Source organism: Desulfovibrio aminophilus DSM 12254 (assembly GCF_000422565.1).
Classification (GTDB): domain Bacteria; phylum Desulfobacterota; class Desulfovibrionia; order Desulfovibrionales; family Desulfovibrionaceae; genus Aminidesulfovibrio; species Aminidesulfovibrio aminophilus.
Map to the genome: position 1 here is coordinate 153,854 of NZ_AUMA01000010.1, position 24,843 is coordinate 178,696.

At 66.1% G+C, this 24,843-nt stretch carries 23 protein-coding genes and 1 tRNA gene; 7 read left to right on the plus strand and 17 right to left on the minus strand.

Features of this window, described 5'->3' with window-relative positions; all coding sequences use genetic code 11:
- Positions 1–43: 43 nt before the first annotated feature.
- The 6 genes from der to H587_RS0108555 all read right to left on the minus strand — a co-directional run bounded on the left by der (position 44) and on the right by H587_RS0108555 (position 7,852).
- The gene (gene der / locus H587_RS0108530; protein ID WP_027175912.1) at positions 44–1,396 is read right to left on the minus strand and encodes a ribosome biogenesis GTPase Der; all 1,353 of its coding nucleotides are present in this window, start codon (positions 1,394–1,396) and stop codon (positions 44–46) included.
- A 17-nt stretch (positions 1,397–1,413) separates the two neighbouring features.
- Positions 1,414–2,454 (minus strand): S-methyl-5-thioribose-1-phosphate isomerase, encoded by a 1,041-nt coding sequence (gene mtnA / locus H587_RS0108535; RefSeq protein WP_027175913.1) that lies wholly within the window; start codon positions 2,452–2,454, stop codon positions 1,414–1,416.
- A gap of 9 nt (positions 2,455–2,463) precedes the next feature.
- On the minus strand, positions 2,464–3,897 hold the full coding sequence (gene gatB, locus H587_RS0108540; RefSeq protein WP_027175914.1) for an Asp-tRNA(Asn)/Glu-tRNA(Gln) amidotransferase subunit GatB: 1,434 nt from the start codon (positions 3,895–3,897) through the stop codon (positions 2,464–2,466).
- A 99-nt stretch (positions 3,898–3,996) separates the two neighbouring features.
- Positions 3,997–5,262 carry an MltA domain-containing protein gene (locus H587_RS17880; protein WP_051202577.1) on the minus strand — a complete coding sequence of 422 codons (1,266 nt, stop codon included), beginning with the start codon at positions 5,260–5,262 and terminating at the stop codon, positions 3,997–3,999.
- Complete coding sequence (locus tag H587_RS0108550) at positions 5,247–7,007, minus strand: ARMT1-like domain-containing protein (RefSeq protein WP_027175915.1); 1,761 nt, start codon at positions 7,005–7,007, stop codon at positions 5,247–5,249. Before H587_RS0108550 ends, H587_RS17880 begins: the two co-directional genes overlap by 16 nt.
- The gene (locus tag H587_RS0108555) at positions 7,004–7,852 is read right to left on the minus strand and encodes an NAD(+)/NADH kinase (RefSeq protein ID WP_245560849.1); all 849 of its coding nucleotides are present in this window, start codon (positions 7,850–7,852) and stop codon (positions 7,004–7,006) included. The genes H587_RS0108550 and H587_RS0108555 overlap by 4 nt, the downstream gene beginning before the upstream one ends.
- A 156-nt stretch (positions 7,853–8,008) precedes the next feature.
- Here H587_RS0108555 and H587_RS0108560 point away from each other — a divergent pair, with 156 nt between their 5' ends.
- Positions 8,009–8,425 carry a DVU0524 family FlgM-associated protein gene (locus tag H587_RS0108560; protein WP_156904492.1) on the plus strand — a complete coding sequence of 139 codons (417 nt, stop codon included), beginning with the start codon at positions 8,009–8,011 and terminating at the stop codon, positions 8,423–8,425.
- 25 nt (positions 8,426–8,450) lie between these two features.
- Entirely contained in the window at positions 8,451–8,753 is a 303-nt protein-coding gene (gene flgM / locus H587_RS0108565; protein WP_027175918.1) for a flagellar biosynthesis anti-sigma factor FlgM, read from the plus strand.
- Here the strand turns inward: flgM and fliW are convergent.
- From fliW to flgF, 11 genes are all read right to left on the minus strand, one after another.
- Positions 8,750–9,226: a flagellar assembly protein FliW gene (gene fliW, locus H587_RS17885; RefSeq protein ID WP_051202578.1), complete on the minus strand. Its 477-nt coding sequence runs from the start codon at positions 9,224–9,226 to the stop codon at positions 8,750–8,752. The two genes, flgM and fliW, sit on opposite strands and share 4 nt — an antisense overlap.
- Positions 9,211–9,441 carry a carbon storage regulator CsrA gene (gene csrA, locus H587_RS0108575; RefSeq protein WP_027175919.1) on the minus strand — a complete coding sequence of 77 codons (231 nt, stop codon included), beginning with the start codon at positions 9,439–9,441 and terminating at the stop codon, positions 9,211–9,213. Before csrA ends, fliW begins: the two co-directional genes overlap by 16 nt.
- Before the next feature lie 85 nt (positions 9,442–9,526).
- Positions 9,527–11,221 (minus strand): flagellar hook-associated protein FlgL, encoded by a 1,695-nt coding sequence (gene flgL, locus H587_RS0108580; RefSeq protein WP_027175920.1) that lies wholly within the window; start codon positions 11,219–11,221, stop codon positions 9,527–9,529.
- Positions 11,222–11,234: 13 nt separating this feature from the next.
- Positions 11,235–13,382 carry a flagellar hook-associated protein FlgK gene (flgK, locus tag H587_RS0108585; RefSeq protein WP_027175921.1) on the minus strand — a complete coding sequence of 716 codons (2,148 nt, stop codon included), beginning with the start codon at positions 13,380–13,382 and terminating at the stop codon, positions 11,235–11,237.
- Complete coding sequence (locus H587_RS0108590; protein ID WP_027175922.1) at positions 13,383–13,859, minus strand: flagellar protein FlgN; 477 nt, start codon at positions 13,857–13,859, stop codon at positions 13,383–13,385.
- Between the two features lie 89 nt (positions 13,860–13,948).
- Positions 13,949–14,950, minus strand: coding sequence for a rod-binding protein (locus H587_RS17890; RefSeq protein ID WP_051202580.1), 1,002 nt, complete (start codon positions 14,948–14,950; stop codon positions 13,949–13,951).
- A 1-nt stretch (position 14,951) separates the two neighbouring features.
- Positions 14,952–16,088: a flagellar basal body P-ring protein FlgI gene (locus tag H587_RS0108600; RefSeq protein ID WP_034608892.1), complete on the minus strand. Its 1,137-nt coding sequence runs from the start codon at positions 16,086–16,088 to the stop codon at positions 14,952–14,954.
- Between the two features lie 23 nt (positions 16,089–16,111).
- On the minus strand, positions 16,112–16,801 hold the full coding sequence (locus tag H587_RS0108605) for a flagellar basal body L-ring protein FlgH (RefSeq protein ID WP_027175924.1): 690 nt from the start codon (positions 16,799–16,801) through the stop codon (positions 16,112–16,114).
- A gap of 16 nt (positions 16,802–16,817) precedes the next feature.
- Positions 16,818–17,792, minus strand: a complete 975-nt coding sequence (flgA, locus tag H587_RS0108610) for a flagellar basal body P-ring formation chaperone FlgA (protein WP_027175925.1) — start codon at positions 17,790–17,792, stop codon at positions 16,818–16,820.
- Positions 17,793–17,815: 23 nt separating this feature from the next.
- Positions 17,816–18,598 carry a flagellar basal-body rod protein FlgG gene (gene flgG / locus H587_RS0108615; protein ID WP_027175926.1) on the minus strand — a complete coding sequence of 261 codons (783 nt, stop codon included), beginning with the start codon at positions 18,596–18,598 and terminating at the stop codon, positions 17,816–17,818.
- A gap of 24 nt (positions 18,599–18,622) precedes the next feature.
- Complete coding sequence (flgF, locus tag H587_RS0108620; protein WP_027175927.1) at positions 18,623–19,405, minus strand: flagellar basal-body rod protein FlgF; 783 nt, start codon at positions 19,403–19,405, stop codon at positions 18,623–18,625.
- A 137-nt stretch (positions 19,406–19,542) separates the two neighbouring features.
- Between flgF and H587_RS0108625 the strand changes: the two genes are divergently transcribed.
- The 5 genes from H587_RS0108625 to infB all read left to right on the plus strand — a co-directional run bounded on the left by H587_RS0108625 (position 19,543) and on the right by infB (position 24,795).
- Positions 19,543–19,618: transfer RNA gene (locus H587_RS0108625), tRNA-Gly, on the plus strand.
- Positions 19,619–19,726: 108 nt separating this feature from the next.
- The gene (locus tag H587_RS0108630) at positions 19,727–20,188 is read left to right on the plus strand and encodes a ribosome maturation factor RimP (RefSeq protein ID WP_027175928.1); all 462 of its coding nucleotides are present in this window, start codon (positions 19,727–19,729) and stop codon (positions 20,186–20,188) included.
- 52 nt (positions 20,189–20,240) lie between these two features.
- The gene (gene nusA, locus H587_RS17895) at positions 20,241–21,551 is read left to right on the plus strand and encodes a transcription termination factor NusA (RefSeq protein ID WP_051202585.1); all 1,311 of its coding nucleotides are present in this window, start codon (positions 20,241–20,243) and stop codon (positions 21,549–21,551) included.
- Complete coding sequence (locus H587_RS0108640) at positions 21,551–21,820, plus strand: YlxR family protein (protein ID WP_051202587.1); 270 nt, start codon at positions 21,551–21,553, stop codon at positions 21,818–21,820. Before nusA ends, H587_RS0108640 begins: the two co-directional genes overlap by 1 nt.
- On the plus strand, positions 21,817–24,795 hold the full coding sequence (gene infB / locus H587_RS0108645; RefSeq protein WP_027175930.1) for a translation initiation factor IF-2: 2,979 nt from the start codon (positions 21,817–21,819) through the stop codon (positions 24,793–24,795). Before H587_RS0108640 ends, infB begins: the two co-directional genes overlap by 4 nt.
- Positions 24,796–24,843 lie beyond the last annotated feature (48 nt).

The following is a 24,843-nucleotide window of genomic DNA, read 5'->3' on the forward strand; positions in this document are numbered from 1 at the left end:
TGCGGGCGGAGTCGAAATCCGTACACTCTCCCAACCCGGGATGTCAACCTTTCCGGTCCTCGTCCTTCTTCTCGTGGCTCGCGCGGTAAACCACTTCCAGCGGGGCCATGCGGATGCCGAAGGTCTTGCGCAGCGAGTTCTCCAGGTAGCGCGTGTAGGCGGGCTTGATGAGATCCGCATTGTTGACGAAGAAGACGAAAGTGGGCACCGGCTCGTCAGCCTGGGTCAGGTAATAGAACTTGGCCCGGCGGCGATGGACCATGGGCGGCTGGTGCCGGTCGATGGCCTCGCGAACGGCCCGGTTGAGCTGGCCCGTGCCCACGCGCAGGGCGCACTCCTTCTTGATCCGCTCCACCAGGGGCAGCAGACCGCCCAGGCCCGCCCTGGTCACGGTGGAGACGTAGAGCACGGGCACATGCGGGGCCTGGCGCAGGGCATCCTCGAAATGCTTGCGCAGCGCGGGCATGTTCTCCCGGCCGATGAGGTCGATCTTGTTCACCACCACGCAGAAGGGCGTCTTCTCGGCGTCCAGGAAGGCGATGAGCCGCTTGTCCTGGCGCGAGAGCGGCTCGGCCCCGTCCAGAACCAGGATGGTCACGTCGGCGCGCTTGCTCGTCTTGAGCGAACGCATGACCGTGAACCGCTCCAGGCTGTCCTCGATGTTGGCCTTGCGACGAACGCCAGCCGTGTCCACGAAGGTATAAAGCCTGCCCCCGGCCTCGAAGGAGACGTCCACCGCGTCCCGGGTGGTGCCCGGGACGTCGCTGACGATGAGCCGGTTCTGGCGGATCACGGCGTTGATGAGCGAGGATTTCCCGGCGTTGGGGCGACCCAGCAAAGCCAGGCGCAGGCCCCGATCCGCATCGTCCTCTCCCGGCTCCTCCGGTTCCAGTTCACGGGCCATCTCGGCCACGCGGCGGCGCAGGGAGTCCAGGCCGAAGCCGTGGGCCCCGGACACGGGCATGATCTCGAAGCCCAGGGCGTGGAACTCGGCCGTGAGCAGGCCTTCCTGCTCCGCACCGTCGATCTTGTTCACCACCAGCAGGGCGGGCTTGTTGCTCTGTCGCACGAAGGTCGCCGCGTCCCGGTCCAAGGGGCTCAGGCCCTCGCGGCCGTCCACCACGAGAAGAATGGCCTGGGCCTCGGTCACGGCCTCGCGGGCCTGCTCGAAGATGGGCTGCTCGAACCCCTCGCCGCCCGGTTCGGCTTCCAGGACCATGCCGCCGGTATCGATGAGGGCGTAACGCACGTCCTCCTCGCGGACCTCGCCGTAGACCCGATCGCGGGTCACGCCCGGGCGGTCATGCACGATGGACCGGTTGCTGCGCAGCAGCCGGTTGAAGAGCGTGGACTTGCCGACGTTGGGCCGGCCGATGAGTGCGATGGTCGCAGGCATGGTTTCCGTTTTCGCGCTCAGGCGAAGAGTTTGCGGATGGCCTCGCCGTAGGGCGGGCGCAGCACACCCCGCTCCGTGACGATGCCCGCGATGAGCGCCGCCGGAGTGGGGTCGAAGGCGAGATTATACACGGAAACCCCGTCCGGCACCACCTGGGTCTGGCCCACGTGGGTCACCTCGCGGGGGTCGCGGTCCTCGATGGGCACGTCGTCGCCCGTGGCCGTGGCCGGGTCGATGGTATAGACTGGCGCGGCCACGTAGAACGGGATGCCGAAGTTCCTGGCCAGCAGGGCCACGCCGAAGGTGCCGATCTTGTTCACCGCGTCGCCGTTGGCCGCGATGCGGTCCGCGCCGACCACGACCTTCTGCACCAGCCCGCGCTTCATGAGCAAGGCGCAGGCGTTGTCGCAGGCCACGCGCACCGGGATGCCGTCGCGGTGCAGCTCCCAGGCCGTGAGTCGCGCGCCCTGGAGGAACGGCCGGGTTTCGTTGGCGATGACCTGGATCTTCTTGCCCGCGTCCACCGCGCCCCGGATCACGCCTAGGGCCGTGCCGTAGCCCGCCGTGGCCAGGGCTCCGGCATTGCAGTGGGTCATGACCGTGTCGCCCTCGTCGATGAGATCCGCGCCGAAGCGGCCCATGGCCTTGCACATCTCGATGTCGGCTAGGTGAATTTCCTTGGCCCGGGCCAGCCACACGGCGGCCAGCTCGTCCAGGGAGGACGTCTTGCGCTCGGCCCAGACACGGCGCATCTCGCGCACGGCCCAGGCCAGGTTCACGGCCGTGGGCCGGGCGTTCTCGATCCGGTCCAGGCGCGCGGTCAGGGCCTTGGCCCAGTCGGCCGCGCCCTCGCGGGCGGTCTCGCGGGCGGCCAGATAGCAGCCGTAAGCCGCCGTCACGCCGATGGCCGGGGCCCCGCGCACGACCATGACCTTAAGCGCGAAGCAGACGTCTTCCGTGCCCGTGCAGTCGAACCACTCCACCCGGGTGGGCAGCAGGCGCTGGTCCAGCAGGACCAGGGCGTCCTTTTCCGGAGAAAACTGAATGTGATCGGTCATCGCCGCTCCTCAGGACGAGAGTTTCTTGGCCAGCAGCTCGTTGACCACGGCCGGGTTGGCCTGGCCCTTGGTCCGGCGCATGACCTGGCCCACGAAGAAGGCCACGAGCTTGGTCTTTCCGCCCCGGTAGGCCTCGGCCTCCTTGGGGTTGGCCGCGATCACCCCGTCCACCACGGTCTCCAGGGCCGTGGTGTCGGAAATCTGGGTCAGGCCCTTGGCCTTGACCAGTTCCTCCGGATCGCCGCCGTTCAGGAACATCTCCTGGAAGAGATCCTTGCCGTTCTTGGCGCTGATGGTCCCCTCCTCGACCAGGCGCACGAGCCGGGCGAAGGATTCGGGAGCCATGCGGCAGTCGGTCGCGCCCTTGCCGGACTGGTTCATCTCGCGCAGGAACTCGCCCATCATCCAGTTGGAGAGCTTCTTGGGCTCGTTCCAGGCCGCCACGGCGGCCTCGAAGTAGTCGGCGACGGGCCGCTCGGCCGTGAGCCGGGCCGCGTCGGCCTCGCCCAGGCCGTAGCCCTCCATGAAGCGGGCCATCTTGGCCTTGGGCAGCTCGGGCAGTTCGGAGCGCCACTGCTCCAGCCGATCCGCCGCGATGACCACGGGCACCAAGTCCGGGTCCGGAAAATAGCGGTAGTCGTGGGCCTCCTCCTTGCCGCGCATGGAGTGGGTCGTGCCCTTGGAGGCATCGTAGAGCCGGGTCTCCTGGATCACCGACTCGCCATCCTCCAGCAAGGCCGTCTGGCGGGCCACCTCGTACTCGATGGCCTTCTGCACGTGGCGGAAGGAGTTCATGTTCTTCAACTCCGCCCGGATGCCATACTCCTCCTGGCCGAAGGGCCGCAGCGAGACGTTGGCGTCGCAGCGGAAGGAACCCTCCTCCATGTTCCCGTCGCAGATGCCCAGGTAGACCAGGATGTTGCGCAGGGACTTGAGGTAGGCCACGGCCTCCTCGGGGCCGCGCATGTCCGGCTCGCTGACGATCTCGATGAGCGGCACGCCGGTGCGGTTCAGGTCCACGAAGCTGGCGTTCTCGGCCGAGGAGTGGATGCTCTTGCCCGCGTCCTCCTCCATATGGATGCGCGTGATGCCCACGCGCTTCACCCGGCCGTCCACCTCGATGTCCACGTGGCCGTGTTCGCACAGGGGCTGTTCGAACTGCGAAATCTGGTAGCCCTTGGGCAGGTCGGGATAGAAATAGTTCTTGCGCGCGAACACCGAGGTCAGGTTCACGCGGCAATCCACGGCCAACCCCATCTTGGCCGCGTACTCCACCACCCTGGCGTTGAGCACGGGCAGCACGCCGGGCATGCCGGAGCAGACCTCGCAGACGTTGGCGTTGGGCTCATCGCCGAAGGCCGTGGAACAGGAGCAGAATATCTTGGAGGCCGTGCGCAGTTGCGCGTGGACCTCCAGGCCGATGACCGTCTCGTACCGGGCCATGTGGTCCTCCTTAAGGCCGACCGACGACTGGAAGGGTTCCGCGCCGCGCGGCGTCGACTGGTGATAGCGCCCGGGAGGCGTTCCGCCAAGGGGGCCGTCTCATCGGCTTCCCCGCACCAGGGCGCTCTTGCTCAGGAGCATGTAGGCCGTGACCCGGTTCTTGACCCGGTCGGCGGCCTCCTCCACCGCGCCGCCCTCGCCCATGTAGAAGTCCAGGCGGGCTCCCTTGATGGCCGACCCCACGTCCTGGGGCAGGACCGGTCCCCGGATGCGGCGGGTTCCACGCCCCGAGGGATCAGGCGCCTCGGCCTCCAGAATGAGCACCGAGCCGAGCGGCAGGAGATTCGGGTCTGTAGCCACACTGACGAACGGCGTCAATGGTTTTCCCAGCGCGCCCACGGGCGGCCCGTCGTCCAGGCGGAAGAAGACGAAGCGCCGGTTCTCGGCCATGAGTTCGCGGGCCATGTGCGGATTGTCGCGGAAGAAACGGCGCACCGCCTTGCGGCTTCGCTGTTCCGGGGCCAGCAGGCCGCGCTCGGCCAGGATGTCACCCAGGGATCTGAAGCGCCTGCCGTTGCTGGCCGCGTATTGGGCGGTCTTGTGCCGTCCGTCGGGCAGACGCAGAATGCCCGAGCCCTCCACCTGCATGAAGAACACGTCCAGGGGGTCGCGAGCCCAGGCGATCTCCAGCCCTCGCCCCGCCAGCGTTCCGGTGGCGGAATCCGAGGCGCCGCGCGCCGGGCCTTCGGGAGCCGCGCCGGGCCAGGCGGGCAGCATCCCGAGCTCATCGGCCTGGGCCAGCTCCGGGGGCGGGCCGTAGAGCGGATACTCGTAGCCTTTGCGCCGGGTCAGGCTGGCCGGAATTTCCGGGGTGTAATAGGCGGTCATCACGGGCCCGGGCTGCACGGCCAGCCAGAGGAAACGCTCGGCCAGCAACTGGGGTTCGGCGTCCAGCCGCGGCAGCAGTTCCAGCAGTTCCCGGGCGCTCTCGGCCAGTTGTCCCCAGGTGGGGCGGAAGCAGCCCCGGCGCACGGCCTCGGTTCCGGCCGGGCGGGATTCCAGGAAGGCCAAGCTGCGCTGCAAGGGCGTCCGCAGATCGTTCCAGGAGGACAGGCCCTGGGCGCGCAGGTCGAACCAGGAGCCGGACACGGAAGCGGCCCGCGAGGCGCTGAGGGCGGACTCCCGGGCCTCGCGCGAGGCCGGGGCCGGAGCAGGACAGACCGGAGGCGCGGGAGGCGGCGTGGTCCGGATCGCGACTTGTGGCGCCGGGGCCGGAGGATCGGGCTCCAGTTGGAGTTCGGCGCAGGCGGCCAGGGTCACGCAGGCCAGCCCCGCCAGCAGAAGACGGATCAGCCGCGCGCGCATTCGTCGATGGCCACGTCGCAGAATTTGCCCACCCCGTATTCCCGGCGGCGGAAGAACTTCTCGGGGTCCGGGCCGATGATCTGAAGTTCCGGGTGTTGGCGCTGCACGTCCAGGGCGATGTGCATCTCCTTGGTGCAGCCGGTGGAATAGGTGGCGTCCTTCCCGGCCCAGACCGGAGGCACCTTCAGGCCCATGAGTTCGAAGCTCTTCTCGATGTCGTGGGTGGACTGGAAGCGCCAGACGGTCAGGAGCCCGCTGCGCTGCACCTTCTCCCACATGAACATGAGGTCGTCGGCGTCCATGCCCTCTTCGAAATGTTCCCCGGGGTTGATGATGTGCACCCCCTCTAGGCGGTCGCGCAGATAGCGCACGAAGGTGGTCATCACCTGGATGGCCGTCTTGGTCTGTCCGGGGATGCTGCCCACGATGCCGGAGTAGAACATGATCGCGTTGCCTTCGGCTTTGGCGTTGCGCATGCGCGAGATGATCGTCTCGGCCTTGGCCGTGATGTAGTCCTCGCCGAACTTGGAAACCCAGGAGGGCCGGGTCTTGTGGTGCAGATGGAAATGCCCCTGCTCGTCGCGGAAGAAGCTCAGGATGTCGCGGGTGAACTCGTGGCTCGTCAGCACGAGGCGGCGGTAGTGCCGCTCGCCCTTGGCCAGAACGAGGTCCACCTCCTTCCAGGCCCGGGCGAAGGTCACGCTCAGGCGATAGGGGTTGAACCTCTCGCGGGAGCCGTCGGAGATGACCACGAACTGGTTCTCGCGCATGACGCGCAGCAGTTCGTTCTTGGTCATGCGGTCCTCGAAGACGAAGTGCGCGCCGTTGAACAGGTGGGCCAGGACCGGATCGGACTCCACGTCCCAGAAGGTCGGGGTGTCGAAGTAGAAGCCTTCCTTGAGCGCCAGGATGACCCGATGTCCGTGACGGATGAGGGCCTTGATCACCAGGAGGTCGAAGACCAGGCCGCCGCTGCGGTCCGGCAGATAGAGGATCCTGAGCTTGTGCTCTGGATCCTCGCCCAGCATCCGGCGCAAGGGTTCGAACTCCGCCTGGGAGGCGGCGATCTCGGCGTCCATGCGGCCCTCGAGATCCGCCACCGGCCCCGGTTCGAACGGCCGGCGCAATGTGGCGAAGACGAGCAGCCGCTGCAACTCCAGGAAGTCCAGCTCGCGGCGCAGGTCGGAAATGCGGCGGCACTCCAGGGCCCGCTCCGGGCAAAGATTCAAAAGGCGGTCGAAGATCGGACTCTCGGCCACCTCGGCGGCCTTGGCGTTGAGCGCCTTGCGACGGTCGCGGTAAGGATCGTCCAGGCCGCTCTGGCTCATGAAGATGGTCACCATCCGCTTGTTCAGCCGCGAGGGGATGATGATCGGCGAGGTGAGCACCATGCGGAACTTGTGCTTGCAAAGGGTCAGGATGCGGCGGCGGAGATAAGGGTCGGGGCAGAACTCGTTCAGCAGGCCGATGAGCATCCGCCAGCGCAGGAGATACTCGTCGCGGAGCTGCGGCGAGAGTTCCGCGCGCAGGAGCTTGCGGAACATCCAATCCGAGCAGGGGGCGTAGAAGGTGCCCTCGCGCAGGGCGACCATGAACTGGATCTGTTCCGGCGAGGCGTTCTTCAGGGGATCAATGGTGTATTCGAGGTTGTTCTCGGTCATGAAGTGCAGAAGCAGCGCGTCCAGGGCCGCGTCCTGCCCGTACTTGATGTCCAGGACCGAGCCGCTGTCGGAGAGCTTGTTCACGCGCCACCTCCGGCGAGAAACCCTTTTTTGCGCAAGCGCAGGAAATAACTGCTCCGGCCCAGATCCGCGAGGATCAGGTCGTGGGGCGAACGCCGCACCACCACTCTGTCACCGGCGGCCAGGGGGACGGCCTTCTGGCCGTCCTCGCTCAGATTCACGTCGCCTCCGGCGTCCTCCACGAGAATCGTCAGTTCGCCGTCGGCGGGCAGGATCAAGGGCTTGATGCTGTTCAGGAAAGGGCATACCGGGGTCACGGCCAGGACGTCCAGGTCCGGGTGAACCAACGGCCCGCCCGCAGAAAGCCCGTAGGCCGTGGAGCCGGTAGGAGTGGAAACCACCAACCCGTCGGCGCGCAGGGAGGCCACATGCTCGCCGTCGTGGGCCAGTCCCAGGCGGATGAGCCGGGCCAGCACACCGCGGCTGACCACGATGTCATTCACGGCCAGACCCCGCTCCACCCCCTCTCCGCCGCGCAGCACGGCGTACTCCAGGCAGAGCCGACGGCGCACGAGGAAATCCCCGGTCAGGAGCCGCCCGAGCACTTCCGGCCAGCGCTCCCGCGAGGTCTCGGCCAGGAAGCCCACGCGGCCGAGGTTGAGGGCCAGCAAGGGCGCCGGATGGCCGTGCATGCGCCGGGCGACGCTGATGAGTGTGCCGTCGCCGCCCAGGACGAGCACCAGGCCGTAGTCCCCGAATTCGGCCAAGCCGGAGCGCACCGGGGCGTCCGGGCTGTGTTCGCTGACGCCCACGCGCGCGTTCCGCTCCCGGAGGGAGACGGCGATCTCCAGCCCGAGTTCCCGCGCGGCCGCGTCCCCGGCCTTGGTCACGATGAGAAAAGAGTCCACGGGTTCCGACATGGGCGCAGACTAGACAAAAGACGCCGAACATTCAACCGATTGAGCCGGAGCCGTCCGGCGGTATTATTTTGTCTTTTTCCGGCGGCGGCCCTAAAGTTTTTCGGGGCTCAAGCCGAAATATATATTTGAGGAGGTCCATGCCCGGTGCTCGCCAACACAGCAGATGTTCGAATTATGCTGCGGACTTACGGCAAGCAGCTATCGAACGCCAAACGTCTGGCGCGGTTCCGGCGCGCCCTGCGCCTGTCCGAGGCCCAGGACGTGGTGGACATCTCCCGGCAGGCCAGACGGCGGGAGCTGGTGGAACGCATCGCCAGGGAGATCATGGAGAATCTCATCGTGAACGGCGCGGAGAATCCGGTGGTGGAAGACATCCTGGACCGGCTGGAGGCCGAGACGGGCTGGCCCGTGCTTCTGGAATATCCGTTGGACGGCGGCGACCTGCGCATTCTGCGCCGGTCGGAGGACGCGCCCGAGTCTCTCGGCCCGGAAGAGGCCGCCCAGCTCATGCGGCGACTGTGGGAAATCACCCTGGCGAAGGTGGACGAAACCATGTTATGAGCCTGGAGGCGCCCAGGAGGTTCATATGGAAATCAACAAGCTCATCGGTGAACTGAACCCGTACGGCAAGCAGAAGGTGCAGGAGACGGCCAAGAGCGATGCCGCCCAGCGCTCCTCGTCCGGCGAATCCAAGAGCGGCGACGTGGTCAACCTTTCCGGCGACGCGAAGGTTCTCTCCGCGGCGATGTCCGCCGCCCGGGAAGCCCCGGACGTGCGCACGGAGAAGGTCCGCGCACTCAAGGAGCAGGTCCGGAACGGCACCTACAAGCCGGATATTCAGAAGGCCGCTCGGAATCTCGTCCGCGACGACCTGAGCCGGATTCTCTAGCCGCCTTCGGGGGTATTGTTCCGGTCGCCGGGACCATTCACCGGCTTGAAGTGCGTGGGATATTTGGAATCGACCTGCGGAACCTGCAACCCGAGCCGGGCCTCGGTGTTGATGATGATGGGCCCGGACAGGTTGAGCGTCGTCTCGGCGGGCCTTCCCTGCGGGATGGTCACGGTCACGATCACCGCGATCTGACGGATGTTCTCGATCCGCAGCAACCTCTTCTCCGCGTTGTCCAGCTTCACCTTGTAGTCGCTGAGGAACGGATAGGGATCGGCCACAAGCAGCCCCAATTCCGGGTCGCTCAGGCATTGCAGCAGGAGAAACGGGGACTTCTCGCCCACCTGGAGCAGGACGAACTCCCGCTTGTCCTCAATGCCGATGAGGCCGCGAGGGAAGTACAGGATGCTGTCCTCGGCGATGTCGCGTGGGCCGAGGCGCGTCTTGATGGTTCGCGTCATTTTTTTTGCCATAAGCTCGCCGCCGCCAGCAGATCCTGCTCGCTCGTTTCCAAGGCCAGCCGGTTCTGCTCCTTGATCTTCAGATAGACCTCTTCACGGTACACGGGCATGTCCTCGGGCACATCCAGCCCGAGCTTGATCTGCTTGCCCTGGACCGACAACACCTTGAGCTTGATGTTGTCGCCCAGATAGAGACTTTCGCCCGGTCGCCGGGTCAGGATGAGCATAGTTCCTCGATCTGCCGCCGTTTCATCGCGCGGCCGTTCGGCCGCCATCCCGGGCTTACCCCAGCCCAGCCGGGAAGTCCACTGTCTACAAGTACTTCAGGAGATTGTTCTGCATGATCATGCTCGAGGACCGGAGCACGGCCTGGTAGATGATCTCCTGCTGGGACAGCTGGGTGAGCAGTTCGCTCACGTCCGCGTCCTCGATGCTCGAGATGCGCTGGTTCTCGTTGAATTCCAGCCCATCCAGAATGGTCGAGGCCACGGTCAGCCGGTTTTCACGGCCGCCGACGCTGGCAGCCGCGTTGAGGATGTGCTTCTGGGACTCCGTGAGGCTGGCCAACGCCTGCTGCACGCCCTGCTGGTTGTTGGTCTCAAGGAAGGCGATCAGGTTGCCCATGGCCTCGAACATGTTCTTGGTGGCCGAGGCGTTGCTGTCCATGACCGCGAAGGAGCCGGCCCCCGCCAGGGAGAAGGCCGCCGAGGCGTTGCTGCTGCTCAGGTGGATGCGGTTGCCGTTGGAGTCGGCCGTCTGGTCCGGGTTCTGGTAGATGCCGCCGAATATCTCCATGCCCACTTCGTTGACGCGCACCCTCTCGGTGCTGGAGATGTCGATCTCGATGGCCGAGGAACGGGCATGCACGAAGAACTGCGCACCGGGCTGAAGCACGTTGCCGCCATTGGAGGCGATGGTCAGCAGGCCCCCGGCGATGGACAGGCTCACGTTGGAGGCCACGCCGTTGGGCGGCTGGACGTTGCCCGTGACCCAGTTCACCCCGCCGTCGGTGCTGTAGGAGTAAACCACGGTCTGGCTGCCCATGGCGGCCGGGGAACGCACCAGGCTGCCGTTCGAGAGGTAGCCGTCCACCCGCACCGCCACGTTGGGGCCGAAGGCTCCCGCCGCCCAGGCGATGAGGTCCTCCGTTCCCGCGCCCATGGCCTTCACGTCCACGTGCCCGGTGTCCTGCGAGTCGTCGCCCATATACTGGGCCGTGGGACGCAGCCAGAGCCACGTGCCCTCGGAGTTGCCCTCCTGCCCCTGAGGGGTGACCTTCACCCGGGCCGCGGGGTTGGTCAACGTCAGCCGCGCGCCGCTCCGCGGCAACTGGACCGTGGCCTCGCCGCCGGCGATGGTCACCGAGCCGTCGGTGAGGAAGGTCCGACCGCCGTCGATGCTGTAACGCACTCCCAGGTTGGCGTCGGAAAGAGCCATGCCCTCTCCCGCGCCCTGGGCGCCGGTCTTGTCATAGAACTGCACGAGGATCGTGCGGTCGGAGTCTCCGTCAATGGAAAAACCGCACTCCTGCGAGAACTGCCGGTCGTTGGTCGTCAGCCAGAGAACTTCCCGGAACGCGGGGGCGTCGGTCTTCTGGCCGGCGTACACGGACTTGCCGTCATACTGCAGGTTGGCCAAGCCGACGAGCTGTTCGAAGAGGCTGCGCACCTGGTAGCTGATCTGTTCCCGGTTGTCCTGGGTGATGGTGCCCGTGGCGGCCTGTTCGGCCAGGGCCTTGGCCTGGGACAGGATGTTCGAAACCTGGATGAGATTTTCGTCCGAGGCGTTCAGCCAGCCCTTGGCCGTGTCGATGTTGGATTGGTACTGCTTGACCGAGGCCAGGGTGGTTCGGTGGTCGAGGATGCGCACCATGCCCGAGGGATCGTCCGAGGGCTTGTTGACTCGCTTCATGCTGCTGGACTGGATGTTCAGCTCCATGAGCTTCGTCAAGGACGAGTTCATGTTGTAGACGTAGTTGCTGAAAAGCATGTTCTGGGTGACGCGCATGTCATCCCTCCCGTCAGGACTTGAGAGAAAGCAGGGTCTGCATCATCTCGTCCGCCGTGGTCACGAGCTTGGCCGCCGCCGTGTAGGCGTGCTGGAACTTGATGAGGTTGGTCATCTCCTCGTCGATGTTCACGCCCATGGCCTGCTGCTGCCTCTGGTCCAGGTCCGTGGCCAGGGCGTTGTTGAAATCATAGTTGTACTTGGCGGCGGCCGTGTCGGCGCCCACCTCGCCCACCAGGCTGTTGTAGTACTCGGAAAAGGTCTGCGAGGTGCTGCCGTTGCGCAAGGTCGAGAAGCTCACGTCCTGTTCCGCCAGCTTGCCGAGGGCCAAGGCGATGGTGTTGTCGCCCTCGTTGGCCTCGCCCGCGCCGTTGACCCGGCCGGCGCACATGTAGTTCAGGTTCGAGCCCACCTTGTCCGAGACGGCGATATCCTGGGCCGTGGAGCCCTGGAAATAGACGTTCAGGCCAAGGGCCGCCGTCAGCCCAGAGGAGTCCGTGCCGAAGGCGAATTGGTAGCCGTCCTTGGCCACGATGCGCAGCTGGTGGTTCACGATGTTGGCCGTCACGTAGCCGCCGAAGGACCGGTTCACGGCCGCGGCCGCATCCTCCAGGGTGTGCGTGCTGGGATCGAAATTCTGAATCCCGGGCGCGTCGCTCCAGTCCAGGGCCGCGCCGGAGACCAGAAGTCCGGTGTCGGCGTTGTAGACGTAGAACATGGAACTGCCGGACTGAAGCTTGTCGCCGAAGACCAGCCCGGTGGAGTCCTCGCCCAAGGGCCGGTCGTCGTGGGCCACGGAATAGGAGCCCTCGAGGTTGCCGAACTTCTCCAGACCACAGCCCTGGCTGTGCAGTCGATTCACTTCCCAGACCAGAGACTTGGACAAGGCGTCCAGCTTGTCCTGATAGCCACCCACGTAGTCGTCGCGGAAGTTGAACAGACCGGCCAGCGTGCCGCTGTTCAGGCGGCTGTTGTCCTCAGCGCCGTTGCCGTATTGCAACGGGGTGATGTTCTCCTTGGTGGAGGTGTTCTTCACCCAGTAGACGTTCTTCTTGGGGATGATGGTGAAGCGGTCGCCCTCGGCCATGGCCTGGGTCGGCGGGGTCAGGGGATCGCTCTCGTTGGCCGCGGTGTTGGGGTTGTCGGCGGTGCCGAACCACACCGTCAGACCGCCGATCTCGATCTTCCCGTCCTGGGGCCGGGCCGCGAAATGCTTCTCCTGTCCGTTCTCGTCCTCGAGCCAGGTCCGCCCCCCGTCCAGCGAGACCCGGAAGGTGGCGGCTCCGGCGCCGTTGCTCACCATGCCGCCGTCCACGCATTCCAGGGTGTACTCGTAGCTGTCGTTGCCCTCAAAGCAGACCTCGCCGTCGAAGTTGGACGTCGGGGTCAGGGAACGGCCGGTCTTGGGTGCGGAGAACTCCAGGGAATAGTGCTCCACCCCGTCCACCAGAGGCTGGCCGCCCTTGGTGGTCACGGTGAGATTGCCCTTGCCGTTGTCGATGACGTTGATGCCCATGATCTGGTCCAGGGCCCGCAGCTTCTGCGTCCGCTGGTCATAGAGGCTGTTGGCGTTGTTGGACCCGGGCTGATCGTAGAGATTGAGCTGGCGGTTGATCTCCGCGATGTCCTTGATGAGCTGGTTGGCCGAGTCCACATCCTGGGCTATCATCCGGTCGGCCTGCTGCTGCAGCTTGGACAGATCGGAATCCGTCTGATGCAGGAGCGAGGAGAAGGTCGTGGTGGCGTTCAACAAATCCTGGCGCGTGCCGAAATCCTTGGGATTCTGACTCACCTTGGTCCAGGCGTTGAAGAACGCGGACATGGCGTTGCTGATGCCGTAGCCGTCGGACTCGTTGAACATCGTCTCCACGCTCTGCAGCGAGGCGTAAGTCGTATCCCAACGCGCGGTCAGGGCTGCCTGATCGTAATACAGACGCTCGACCATCTCGTCGAAATAGCGGACGACCTCCGTGGCCCTGACGCCGAGCCCCACCTGCCCGGGGGTGTAGTTGATGGCTCCGGCCTCGGTCAGGGTCACGGCCCGGCGGGCGTAGCCGGGAGTATCGACGTTGGCGAGGTTCTCGCCGGTGACCTGGATGCAGGCCTGATGCGCCTGAAGGGCGCTCCGGGCCATGTCGAGGATGGAGTTGGGGCCGAACATCTAGAGCCTCCCTGAAACCAGCGAGGGGGCGTTGGAGGCCCGGGCCATGCGGCCCTTGGCCGAATAGGCCGTGCCCTTGGGCTGGATCTTCTCCTGCAGGAAGTTCAGAAGCTTGCGGCTTTGGTCGAAGAGCGCCAGAACCAGGTTCTGGTTCTTGGCCGCCTGCCGGGCGCAGAGCTGCTCCAGCCCGTCAAGCTTGAGGAGCAGGTCACGCAACGCGTCGCCCTCCTCCACCGGAACGGAGTCCAGAATCTCGCGCACACGCTTGGCCCCCGGGACGATCGACTGGACCTGGGAGCGCAGGCTCACCCGTTCCATGGCCAGCTGGCGCAACAACTCCTGGATGGATATCTCGATGCGGGAAACGTCCTGGGGCTTGCCGCTCTTGAGGTAGGAAAATTCTTCATCCAGAAGTTCGGCCAGCAGGACGAGAGCCCGCTGCTGCCTGGACAAATTTTCCTGGATTCTGCTCTCCATCCGCCCCTCCATCTGACAAACAAGCTGTCGGTTTTTCATGATGTTTCATCATCTTCCCGACAGTCTCGGATGGAAGCCGGCCGCCGGGGTCAACCGATCTTTGCAAGTTTGCGGCCAGGGCGTTGCGCTTCGGATTGCCGTCCCTGGTAAACGCGCACCCCGCCGGGCTGGGGAACGGAAACGGACGGCGCCGGGGAGGTGGCGGAAGATTCCGTTGGCGTCGCGGAGGGCGTGCCGCCGGATTCGATGTGCCGGATCAGGGCCTCCAGTTGCGAGGCCACCTGCGCGGGAGTCTCGGCCACCTGCGGCGTCCGCTGCGGAGGGGTTCCCGAAATCGAAGCGGCCGGGGTCGAAGCCTCCTGGGCGACCCGCTCCGGGGCCTGCATCCAGGTCTGCCCGCCGCGGCGGCTGGAACGGCCCAGGGCCATGGGTTCACCGGGACGGTGCAGAGGCTTCAGCTCGGTGTGGCGGCCCAGCGCCGTGGCGGACGTCTCCCGGGCCGGACTCCGGCGGGGATCGCGGCCGGATTCGGCCAAGGACTTGACTCCGGCCTGGGCAGGCGCGGCGACTGCCGCGACCGCTTCCGCCCCGCCAGGCGACGCGGCCAGAGGATTCAACACGGCTGGATCGGCGAGCGGCCCCGCTGAAACGGAATCCGCTGCGGCCTGGTCCGGGACGGCCGCCCCTTCAGCGGCTTCCGGGGCCCGAGGCGCGGACATGCGTCCGGGCAAGGCCTCGCGCCCCATGTCCGCCAACCGCTGCTTGAGGTTGCCGTAGAGCATGTCGGCCAGGCCGATGCCGCCGGAGTCAGCCATCTTCTCGGAAAACGCCTGATCGAACATGGACAGGTAGGCGTCCTCCTGGGGACTGTGCAGATAGCCTTCCTTGGGCACGGTGGCGCGCATCTGCTCCCAGAGCTTGCCGAGGAACACGGCCTCGAAATTCCGGCAAGCCTTGCGCAGTTGCTTTTCCTTGGCCTCCGGGTCGGACAGGCGCTTCTTCAGCGCGTCCATGGAAAGCTTGAACTGGACCAGATCCTGGTCCTTGAGCTTCTGCCCGGCCAGGGACGCGTCGGCTGCCGGCGTGGTCATGCTAGATCACCTCCAGGTCGGCATGCAGGGCGCCGGCCGACTTGAGCGTGCGGATGATGGAAATGAGGTCGCGCGGAGTGGCGCCGATGGAGTTCAGCCCATCCACCAATTCCTGAAGCGTGGCTCCCTCCACCAGCATCAAACGGTTGTTCTGCTCGTTCACGGAAACGTTCGTCTGCGGCGTGGTCACGGTCCGGCCCTGGGAGAACGGCCCGGGCTGGCTGACCTGCTGGCTCTCGCTGATGACGATCTGGAGGTTGCCGTGGGCCACGGCCACGCGCGACAGACGCACGTCGTTGCCGACCACCACGGTGCCGGTCTTCTCGTCCACCACGACCTTGGCCCGGGCGTCCGGGCTCACGTCCAGGTTCTCCAGGGAAGCCATGAGCGGGACCATGTTGCCCCGGAAACGATCGGGCACGGACAGCTCGATGGTCGAGGCGTCCTGAGCCCTGGCGTAGCCGCCGCCCAGGCTGGAGTTGATGCGGTTGACCACCTGCATGACGGTGCTGAAGTCGCCGTTGTTCAGGCTGAGCGTCATGCTCTCCTGGCTGTTGAACTTGAAGGGCACGCCCCGCTCAACCACCGCCCCGTTGGGAATGCGGCCCACGGTGGCGATGTTCTTCTGGGCCGTAGCCGCCTCGCCGGAGGCCGAAAAGCCGCCGATGGTCAGCGGCCCCTGGGCCAGGGCGTATATCTGTCCATCCACGCCCTTGAGCGGGGTAAGCAGGAGCACTCCGCCCAGAAGACTCTTGGCGTCTCCCAGGGAGGATACGGCCACGTCCAGGTTGGAGCCCGGCTTGGCCGCCGCGGACATCTTGGACGTGACCATGACCGCGGCCACGTTCTTGGGCTTGATCTTGGTGGGGTCCACCTGCACGCCCATCTTGTCCAGCATGTTGACCATGGAACGGACGGTGAAGGCGGAACTCGTGCCGTCGCCGGTGCCGGAAAGGCCGACCACCAGGCCGTAGCCCACCAGCTCGTTGGTGCGCACACCGCTGAAGGTGGCGATGTCCTTGAGCCGCACGGCCAGGGCGGGAGCCACCAGGGCCGCGCACAGCAAGGCGGCCAGGACCAGCACCGCGGCCTGCCGGCCGGGACGGAAAAAACTCATGCGTTCATGCGAGGCGTTCATGTCTGCCCTTCTCCACCTTCGGTTCAGTAAGGCCAGAGGTTGTCCAGGATGCGCGCGAGCCAGCCGGGCTTCTGCTTGTCAGCCACGATGCCCTCGCCGTAGACCTCGATCTGGGCCTGGGCCAGGTTGCTGGACGGCACGGTGTTGTCGGACGAGATGTCACGCTGGCGCACGAGTCCCCGCACCACCAGTATCTGGTTCTCGTCGTTGACCCGGATCTGGCGCGCGCCCTCCACCTGCATCACCCGGCCCGGCAGCATGCGCACGATGCGCGTGGCCACGGTGGTGGTGAAGTAGGAGTCGCGCTTGGTCTCGCCCGAACCGGTGAAGTCGTTCTTGTTCGTGGTGTTGAACTGCGCGCCCGCGGTCAGGCCCAGCGGCCGCGTGACGATGCCGCCGAGACCGGCGCCCGGCATGGCCGAGGCGCTGATGTCCGTGGTTCCCTCGCGGGTGGCCGTGGTGGTGGCCTTGTTCTTGGCCGAGGTGGTCTCGGAGACCACGACCATGACGATGTCGCCCACCCGGGTGGCCCGGTTGTCGTCATAGAGGTATTCGGCCCCGCCCGCGCTGAAGAGCGACCCCGGATTGTCCTGGGGTTCCGGTTCCTCGATCATGGGCTGGGTCAATTCTGGCATGGTCGTGGGATGGCGGCTCGGGGCGCATCCGGTGGCCAGCAGGGCCAGGGCGGCGAAACACAGGACGGGCTTGTTCATGACGTTCTCCGGTCTCCTACCTGACCGCCACGGTATGGGCGTCGATGACCGTGGCCAGGATTTCCTTTTTTGTTTGCAAATTGCGCACCGTGACCATCTGGCCGACGTCGGCGTCGCTCAGGGCCTCGGCCTTGACCGCCACCTGAATCCGCTCGCCGTGGTACACAAGCATGACCCGCCCCCCCTTGATCACCGCCGGAAGGGGCTCCAGGCTGGACATGGTGATGGGCTGGCCCTGGCCCACCGGCCTTGCGACGCGCCAGGGACCGCCCCGGCCGTCCCAGACGTCCGGCAGGTAGGCCACGTTCTTGCGCAGGAAGGTCACGTCGGCCGGATCCAGGGGGCGCATGCGGTTGAGCGGCCTGGACGCGCTCGGCACCGCCTTCCAGAGGTCCAGGAAGACGCTGGCGGCCAGCCGCCTGACGACCTTGCCGTCGGGCGTGACCACCTTCAGACGCAGGTTCACCCGTCCGGGCTTCAACGGCCCGGGAAGTTCCATCTCCACATGGTCATATTGATTGTCCAAAAAGACGTTCTCGGGAAGGCGGAAATCCCTGAACTCGGCCTCGCCGCCGAGCCCGGCCGCCCGAGGAGTCAAAAAGGCGACGGTCTGCCGCTCGATCTCGAAACGATCCACCAGGGCGCCGCCGTACTGCACCGTCAGCTGACTGGGCAGGGCCCATGTCCTGGTGGCGACCTCGGGCACGTAATGCCGCAGGAGTTGCTCCAACTGGTCCCGGGACACGCTGGTCTGGCGTCCCGGGCGTTCGGCGTTGCGCCACAGCTCCCGGGTGCTCAGGCGCTCCCAAACTCCCGCGGGGGGGGCGCCGCGCACCTCCGCGATCTCGGAAAGCAGAAGGCGGGGGCCATAGGTGCAGGCGGCCTCCTTGACCACGATGCGCCAGCCGGACCCTTCCGCGGCGAAGGCCGCGCCGCAGAGCAGCAGGCTGAACAGCCCCACAGCCAGCGCCCGCCGCGCCGTCCCGATCATGCCGCTTCCGTTCATCATTCCTTCTAGCGCTTGATGTTGATGGCCGTCTGCAACAAGGCGTCGGCCGTGGTGATGGCCTTGGAGTTGACCTCGTAGGCCCGCTGCCCCACGATGAGGCCGACCATCTCGTCGACCATCTCCACGTTGGACATCTCCAGGAAGCCCTGGGCCAAGGTGCCGAAGTTGTCGTCGCCGGGCGTGCCCTGCTGGGCCGGGCCGGAGGCCTCGGTCTCGGTGAACAGGTTTCGGCCCACGGCGTTCAGGCCTGCCGGGTTGATGAAGGTGTAGACGGGGATGTCCGCTGCGGCCAGTTCCTGGCCGTTGCGGTCCAAGGCCGAGATGTGCCCGCGCTCGGTGATGACCACGTTCACCGTATCCTGTGGCACGGTGAACTCGGGCTGGAGGGCATAGCCGTTGGCCGTGACCACGCGGCCCTCGTTGTCCAGCTTGAAGGCCCCGGCGCGGGTGTAGACGTCCTGGCCGTTCTGGTCCAGGAGGAAGAATCCGTCACCCTCGATGGCCATGTCCAGGGGATTGCCGGTATTCTGGAAGTCTCCCTGGGTGAAGAACTTGTGCACGGTCACCGGCCGCACGCCCATGCCCACCTGGAGGCCTGTCGGGATGCGGTTGCCGCCCTCGTTCACGGACCCCGCGATGCGCAGGGTCTGATACATGAGATCCTCGAATTCGGCACGGCTTTTCTTGAAGCCCGTGGTGTTCACGTTGGCCAGGTTGTTGGACATCACGTCGATGTTGGTCTGCTGGGCGACCATGCCGGTGGCCGCCGTCCACAAGGAACGCATCATGGGAAAGTCCTCCGTTGCTGCATGCTAGACGACGCTGCCGACCTTGTCGGTGACCGTCCTGTCCATCTCGCTGGTGCCGCTGATCATCCGCTGGTACATCTCGAAGGCCCGCTGCACCTCGATCATGGCCACCATCTCGGTGACCACCTCCACGTTGGCCTTCTCGATGTAGCCCTGCTCCACCCTCGTCTCGGGCGGCACGGGCGTCTCCGTGGCCTTGGCCCCGGGCCGAACGCGGTAGAGATTGTTGCCGACCTTCTCCAGGGCCGTGGGGTCGTCCACCGTGACCACGTCCAGGATGTTGGTCACCGCCCCGTCCACCGAAACCTGGCCCTGGGAGTCGATGATCACGTTGCCGGCCCCGGGCAGGAGCAGCGGCCCGCCCTGGCCCAGAAGTTCGTAGCCCTGTTCGCTGATGATCCCCCCCTCGGCGGTGAGCTGGAAGCTCCCCGAGCGGGTCAGAAAATCGCCGTCCGGGGTGCGCAGCTTGAAGAAGCCTTCCCCGGAAATGGCCAGGTCCAGAGGATTTCCCGTCATCTGCAGGCTGCCCTGACTGAAGTCCGTGCGCTGCTCCGAAAGTCGGGGTTTGGCCATGACGTCGGGCTTGGGCCAGAGATTTTTGTCGCGGAGATAAGACCTTGAATCCACCAGATAATCATGTGCAAAACGTTGGAAGGTGTCGTGGAAGGCCACCTGGTCCTTCTTGTAGCCCGTGGTGTTGGCGTTCGCCAAATTATTGGCGATGAGTCCGAGCTTGTGCTCATTGGACATGGCGCCGAAAAGCGCGCTGTACGTGCTGTCCCTCATGGGCGACCTCCTTCTGTACGCCGCAGAGAATGCAATATGCGGGCCAGCTTTTTTTCAGTTTGGAACGGTGAAACACGCCGCTCAGAAAAACACTTCTTGACAACACTCCCCCTTCCTCTTAGAAGGTGACGTTTCGAGCGGGTGTAGCTCAGCTGGTAGAGTACAAGCTTCCCAAGCTTGGTGTCGCGGGTTCGATCCCCGTCACCCGCTCCAAGGCCTCAACTTGAAACACTGCCTGAACCTCCGGTTCTTCTTTCGCGGGCGGGCCTATCGGCCCCCTTTTTTTTTCCGGAGCGGCAGGGCGGAACACACGGCGGAATCATGGCCAGACACGGCCTCGCGGAACGCATCCTGGACTTGGCTCGGCCCCTGGCCGAGTCCCTCGGCATTTCCGTCTGGGGGCTGGAACTGGCCTCGGCCGGACGGCGAGCCCTGGTGCGCCTGTTCATCGAGGCCGAGAACGGAGCCAATGTGGACCAGTGCGCCGAGATGAGCCGGGGCCTGGGCGCGGCCCTGGAGGTGGAGGACGTGATGTCCGGGGCCTACGTCCTGGAGGTCTCCTCCCCAGGCCTGGAACGCCGGTTCTTCGATCCCGGCCAGCTGCCGCCCTACGTGGGTCGCATCCTGGACGTGAGCCTGCTCGAACCCCTGGACGGACGAAAGAACTTCCGGGGACGGCTGGCCCAGGCCCGTCCGGACGGTCTGGTCCTGGACGTGGACGGAGTCGCCTTCGATTTTTCCTGGGATCGGGTCAAGAAGGCCCGTCTCGTGCACGAATTCTAGATCCCCAACCGCTCGGGACGAGGGGACCGGGCGGGGGCAGCGGAGGATTCCCATGTCGGAACTGAAAAAGGCCATCGATCAGATCAGCAAGGACCGCGGCATCGACCGCGACCTGCTCGTGGACACCCTGGAAGAGGCCGTGCGCTCCTCCGTGATCCGCAAGTACGGCGAATCCATGGACGTGGAGGTGAGCTTCAACGAGGAGCTGGGCGAGATCGAGGTCTACCAGTTCAAGGTCGTGGCCGACAAGGTCACGGAGCCCCTCAACGAGATCGAACTCAAGGAAGCCCGCAAGCATGACCCGGCCGTCCAGCTGGGCGACGAGATGGGCTTCAAGCTGAACATCGAGGATCTGGGCCGCATCGCCGCCCAGGCCGCCAAACAGGTCATCATTCAGCGCATGCGCGACGCCGAACAGGAGATCATCTACGAGGAATACAAGGACCGCGTGGGCGAGATCACCTCGGGCATCATCCAGCGCCGCGACCGCACCGGCTGGATCATCAACCTGGGCCGCACCGAGGCCCTGCTCCCCAAGGAGGAGCAGATCCCCCGTGAGCGCTACAAGCGCGGCGACCGCGTCCAGGCCTTCATCATCGACGTGCAGAAGGAGTCCCGCGGCCCCCAGGTGGTGGTTTCCCGCTCCCACCCGGACTACATGACCTCCCTCTTCCACCGCGAGGTGCCGGAGGTGGCCGACGGCACGGTCAAGATCATGGGCGTGGCCCGCGACCCGGGCCTGCGCGCCAAGGTGGCCGTCTACTCCCGTGATCGCGACGTGGACCCGGTGGGCGCCTGCGTGGGCATCCGCGGTTCCCGCATCCAGAACATCGTGCAGGAGCTCAAGGGCGAACGCATCGACATCGTGGTCTGGAGCCCGGACATCGCCATGTACGCCCAGCACGCCCTGTCCCCGGCCGTGATCTCGCGCATCACCGTGGACGAGGAAGAGCAGATTCTCGAGGTGGTGGTGCCCGACGACCAGTTGACCCTGGCCATCGGCCGCAAGGGCCAGAACGTCAAGCTGGCCTCCAAACTGTTGGGCTGGAAGATCGACATCTTCACCGAAAGCCGCTACGGCGAACTCAACGCCGACCGCAAGGGCCTGGAACAGCTGGCCAGCGTGGCCGAAGTGGGCATCGAGAACTTCCTCGCCGCCGGCTTCGAGACCGCCGAACTGCTGGCCGCGGCCACGGACGAGCAGATCCTGGCCGTGGACGGCATGACGCCCTCCAAGGTCTCGGACATACGCTTGGCCATGAACATGCTCGACATCAAGCCGAAGGAGCCCGAGGCTCCCGAGGCTCAGGAAACCGCTCCGGAGGCCCCCGAGGCCGAAGGCGGCAAGACCGGAGAGGAATGATGACCGGAGAGCGGAACGGCGCCGCGCGGGCGGCGGGCGAATCCCGGCACGTGCCCGTGCGCATGTGCGCCGTATGCCGCGAACGGCTTCCAAAACACGAGCTGCGGCGCTTCGTTGCCCGCAGCCAGAATGGTGACGGAACCGGGCCCCTGCCCGACCCGTCCCAGACCATGCCCGGCCGGGGCGTCTACGTCTGCTCGAAGGCCGTCTGCATGGAGAAGTTCCGGCGTCGAGACGGCCGGCGGAAGGAGAAGGGGGATCGCGCATGACGGACAAGATGAAGGTCAAGGACCTGGCCGCGGAGCTGGGACTGAGCAATAAGGATATCCTGCAGCGGGCCCGGGACGCCGGCATCCACGTGCGCAGCTTCATGGGCACGCTGGAACCCGAGGAAGTGGACCGGCTGCGCGAGGCATCTCCCGCTCAGACCGAGTCTTCGGCCACCGTGGTCCGCGAGGTGCAGCCCGGAGTCATCGTGCGCCGCCGCAAGGCCACGCCCCCGACGGCCGAGGAAGCCAAGCCGAAAGCCCGGAAAGAGGCGCCGAAGAAGCCGGTGGAGCAGCCCGCCGAGGAGCAGCCCGCCCCGAAGGCCGCCGAAACCAAGGATGATGCCCCCAAGGCCAAGACGACAGCGAAGGACGTCGCGGAGAAACCCGCGCCCGCCGCGCGCAAGGCCGAGGAACCCAAGGCGCGCATCATTTCCGTGCCCAAGGCCCAGGAACCCGAGCCCGCGCCCGAGCCCAAGGCCGAGACGGTGGAAGTCCCCCCCGCCGCTCTCGCAGCCGAGGCTCCGACCACCGCGAAGGCCGAGGCCGAAACGTCCGCCGCGCCCGTCGTTCCCACAGTCGAGGAGACAACGCCTAAACCGGCGGTCAAGGTCGAGGCACAGGAAGCCGCCGCGGCCGAAACTCCGACCGCCGAAGCGCCCGTGCAGGAAGCCGCCGAGGCCACCGAAGGCGAGGAAAAGAAAAAGAAAAAGCCGCGCCGCGAAGTGCATATCCCGCAGGTGCGCATCATTTCCCGTCCCGATCCGAACCAGCCGCAGCCCCAGCCCGCGGCCCAGCCCCGCTCCGAGCGGCCCTACGAGCCTCGTCGCCCCGCCGGCCCTGGCGGCCCCCGCCCCGGCGGCCCCGGAGGCCCGCGTCCCGCCGGTCCCGGAGGCCCCCGTCCTTCCGGCCCCCGCCCCGGCGGCCCCGGAGGCCCGCGCCCGGGCGGCCCCGACGCCGCCGTTCCACCTCGTTCCGACAAGGATGGCGAGGCCGGCAAGCGCGGCAAACAGCGCAAGAAGGATCGCCGCGTGGTGGAATTCTCCCACGGCGCTCCCGGGTTCGAGTCCGAGGAGGCCGCTCGTCGCGCCGCCGCGGCTGGAGGACCGGGCAAGCGCAAGCCGATGCCCGGCGAAGAGGAAGGTTTCCGCCGCCACGGCCGCCGCAAGCGCAAGGCTCCCAAGGAAATGCCGCAGGAGGCCGCCCAGCCGCAGAAGGCCGTGAAGCGCAAGATCCGCGTGGACGAAACCATCCGGGTTTCCGATCTGGCCAAGCAGATGGCCGTCAAGGCCCCGGCCCTGATCAAGGCTCTCTTCGCCCTGGGCGTGATGGCCACCATCAACCAGGCCCTGGATCTGGACACCGCCACCCTGCTGGCCTCCGAGTTCGGCTATGAGGTGGAGAACGTCTCCTTCGACGAACAGGAATTCCTGGTCGAGGAGACCCCGGACACGGATGAGGATCTCAAACCCCGTCCGCCCGTGGTCACCATCATGGGCCATGTGGACCACGGCAAGACCTCCCTGCTGGACGCCATCCGCACCACCAACGTGACCGCGGGTGAGGCCGGCGGCATCACGCAGCACATCGGCGCCTACCATGTGGCCACCGATCGCGGTGAAGTGGTCTTCCTGGACACCCCGGGCCACGAGGCCTTCACCACCATGCGCGCCCGCGGGGCCCAGGTCACGGACATCGTGGTCCTGGTGGTGGCGGCCGACGACGGCGTCATGGACCAGACCCGCGAGGCCATCAACCACGCCCGGGCGGCCAACGTGCCCATCGTGGTCGCCGTGAACAAGATCGACAAGGAAGGGGCCAACCCCGACCGCGTGCGCCGCGAACTTTCCGAGTTCGGCTTGGTGCCCGAGGACTGGGGCGGCGAGACCATCTATGCTCACGTCTCGGCCAAACAGAAGGTCGGGATCGACAGCCTGTTGGAAATGATCCTGCTCCAGGCCGAGGTGCTGGAGCTGAAGGCCAACCCGGACAAGCACGCCCGGGGCCACATCATCGAGGCCAAGCTGGACAAGGGGCGCGGCCCGGTGGGCACCCTCCTCATCCGCGAGGGCAGCATCAAGATGGGCGACTCCTTCGTTTGCGGCGTGCAGCACGGCAAGGTGCGCGCGCTGTTCAACGATCAGGGCAAGAAGATCAAGTCGGCCGGGCCGGCCTGGCCCGTGGAGATCCAGGGCTTCGACGGCGTACCCGAGGCCGGCGACGAATTCGCCGTGGTGGCCGACGACAAGGTCGCCCGCCGCATCGCCCAGTCCCGCATGATCAAACAGCGCGAGAAGGAACTCGGCGGCAAATCCAAGATCTCCCTGGAGTCCTTCCTGGCCTCCAAGCCGGATCAGGAGGCCAAGAGCCTGAACCTGCTGGTCAAGGCCGACGTGCAGGGTTCCCTTGAGGCCATCGGCGAAGCCCTGAACAAGCTCTCGACCGACGAGGTCAAGGTCCAGGTGGTGCATGGCGGCGCGGGCGCGATCACCGAGTCCGACGTGATGCTGGCCGCCGCCTCTCAGGCCATCATCATCGGCTTCAATGTCCGCCCCACGGCCAAGGTCAAGGAAATGGCCGAGCGGGAGAACATCGAGATCCGCTTCTACGACATCATTTACAAGCTGGTGGGCGAGATCAAGGACGCCATGTCCGGCATGCTCACGCCGGACATCCAGGAGGCCTACCTGGGCCAGGCCGAGGTCCGCAACACCTTCAGCGTGCCCAAGGTCGGCACCGTGGCCGGCTGCGGCGTAGTGGATGGCAAGCTGACCCGCAACGCCAAGGTACGGCTGCTGCGCGACGGCGTGGTGGTCTACACCGGCCAGTTGGCCTCGCTCAAACGCTTCAAGGACGACGCCAAGGAAGTGCTCAAGGGCTACGAGTGCGGCGTCGGCCTGGAGAACTTCAACGACGTGAAGATCGGCGACGTGATCGAGGCCTTCGAACTGAAGGAAGTCGCCCGCACCTTGGAATAATGCGAACACTTCCCGGGGGGCCCCGGCGGCCCCCCGGATTCCTGCGGA

Coding starts and splice junctions, on each gene's coding strand:
- der (WP_027175912.1), bottom strand. CDS start 1,396: ATGCCTGCGACCATCGCACTCATCGGCCGGCCCAACGTCGGCAAGTCC.
- mtnA (WP_027175913.1), bottom strand. CDS start 2,454: ATGACCGATCACATTCAGTTTTCTCCGGAAAAGGACGCCCTGGTCCTG.
- gatB (WP_027175914.1), bottom strand. CDS start 3,897: ATGGCCCGGTACGAGACGGTCATCGGCCTGGAGGTCCACGCGCAACTG.
- H587_RS17880 (WP_051202577.1), bottom strand. CDS start 5,262: ATGCGCGCGCGGCTGATCCGTCTTCTGCTGGCGGGGCTGGCCTGCGTG.
- flgM (WP_027175918.1), top strand. CDS start 8,451: ATGGAAATCAACAAGCTCATCGGTGAACTGAACCCGTACGGCAAGCAG.
- fliW (WP_051202578.1), bottom strand. CDS start 9,226: ATGGCAAAAAAAATGACGCGAACCATCAAGACGCGCCTCGGCCCACGC.
- csrA (WP_027175919.1), bottom strand. CDS start 9,441: ATGCTCATCCTGACCCGGCGACCGGGCGAAAGTCTCTATCTGGGCGAC.
- flgL (WP_027175920.1), bottom strand. CDS start 11,221: ATGCGCGTCACCCAGAACATGCTTTTCAGCAACTACGTCTACAACATG.
- flgK (WP_027175921.1), bottom strand. CDS start 13,382: ATGTTCGGCCCCAACTCCATCCTCGACATGGCCCGGAGCGCCCTTCAG.
- H587_RS0108590 (WP_027175922.1), bottom strand. CDS start 13,859: ATGGAGAGCAGAATCCAGGAAAATTTGTCCAGGCAGCAGCGGGCTCTC.
- H587_RS17890 (WP_051202580.1), bottom strand. CDS start 14,950: ATGACCACGCCGGCAGCCGACGCGTCCCTGGCCGGGCAGAAGCTCAAG.
- H587_RS0108600 (WP_034608892.1), bottom strand. CDS start 16,088: ATGAACGCCTCGCATGAACGCATGAGTTTTTTCCGTCCCGGCCGGCAG.
- H587_RS0108605 (WP_027175924.1), bottom strand. CDS start 16,801: ATGAACAAGCCCGTCCTGTGTTTCGCCGCCCTGGCCCTGCTGGCCACC.
- flgA (WP_027175925.1), bottom strand. CDS start 17,792: ATGATCGGGACGGCGCGGCGGGCGCTGGCTGTGGGGCTGTTCAGCCTG.
- flgG (WP_027175926.1), bottom strand. CDS start 18,598: ATGATGCGTTCCTTGTGGACGGCGGCCACCGGCATGGTCGCCCAGCAG.
- flgF (WP_027175927.1), bottom strand. CDS start 19,405: ATGAGGGACAGCACGTACAGCGCGCTTTTCGGCGCCATGTCCAATGAG.
- H587_RS0108630 (WP_027175928.1), top strand. CDS start 19,727: ATGGCCAGACACGGCCTCGCGGAACGCATCCTGGACTTGGCTCGGCCC.
- nusA (WP_051202585.1), top strand. CDS start 20,241: ATGTCGGAACTGAAAAAGGCCATCGATCAGATCAGCAAGGACCGCGGC.
- H587_RS0108640 (WP_051202587.1), top strand. CDS start 21,551: ATGACCGGAGAGCGGAACGGCGCCGCGCGGGCGGCGGGCGAATCCCGG.
- infB (WP_027175930.1), top strand. CDS start 21,817: ATGACGGACAAGATGAAGGTCAAGGACCTGGCCGCGGAGCTGGGACTG.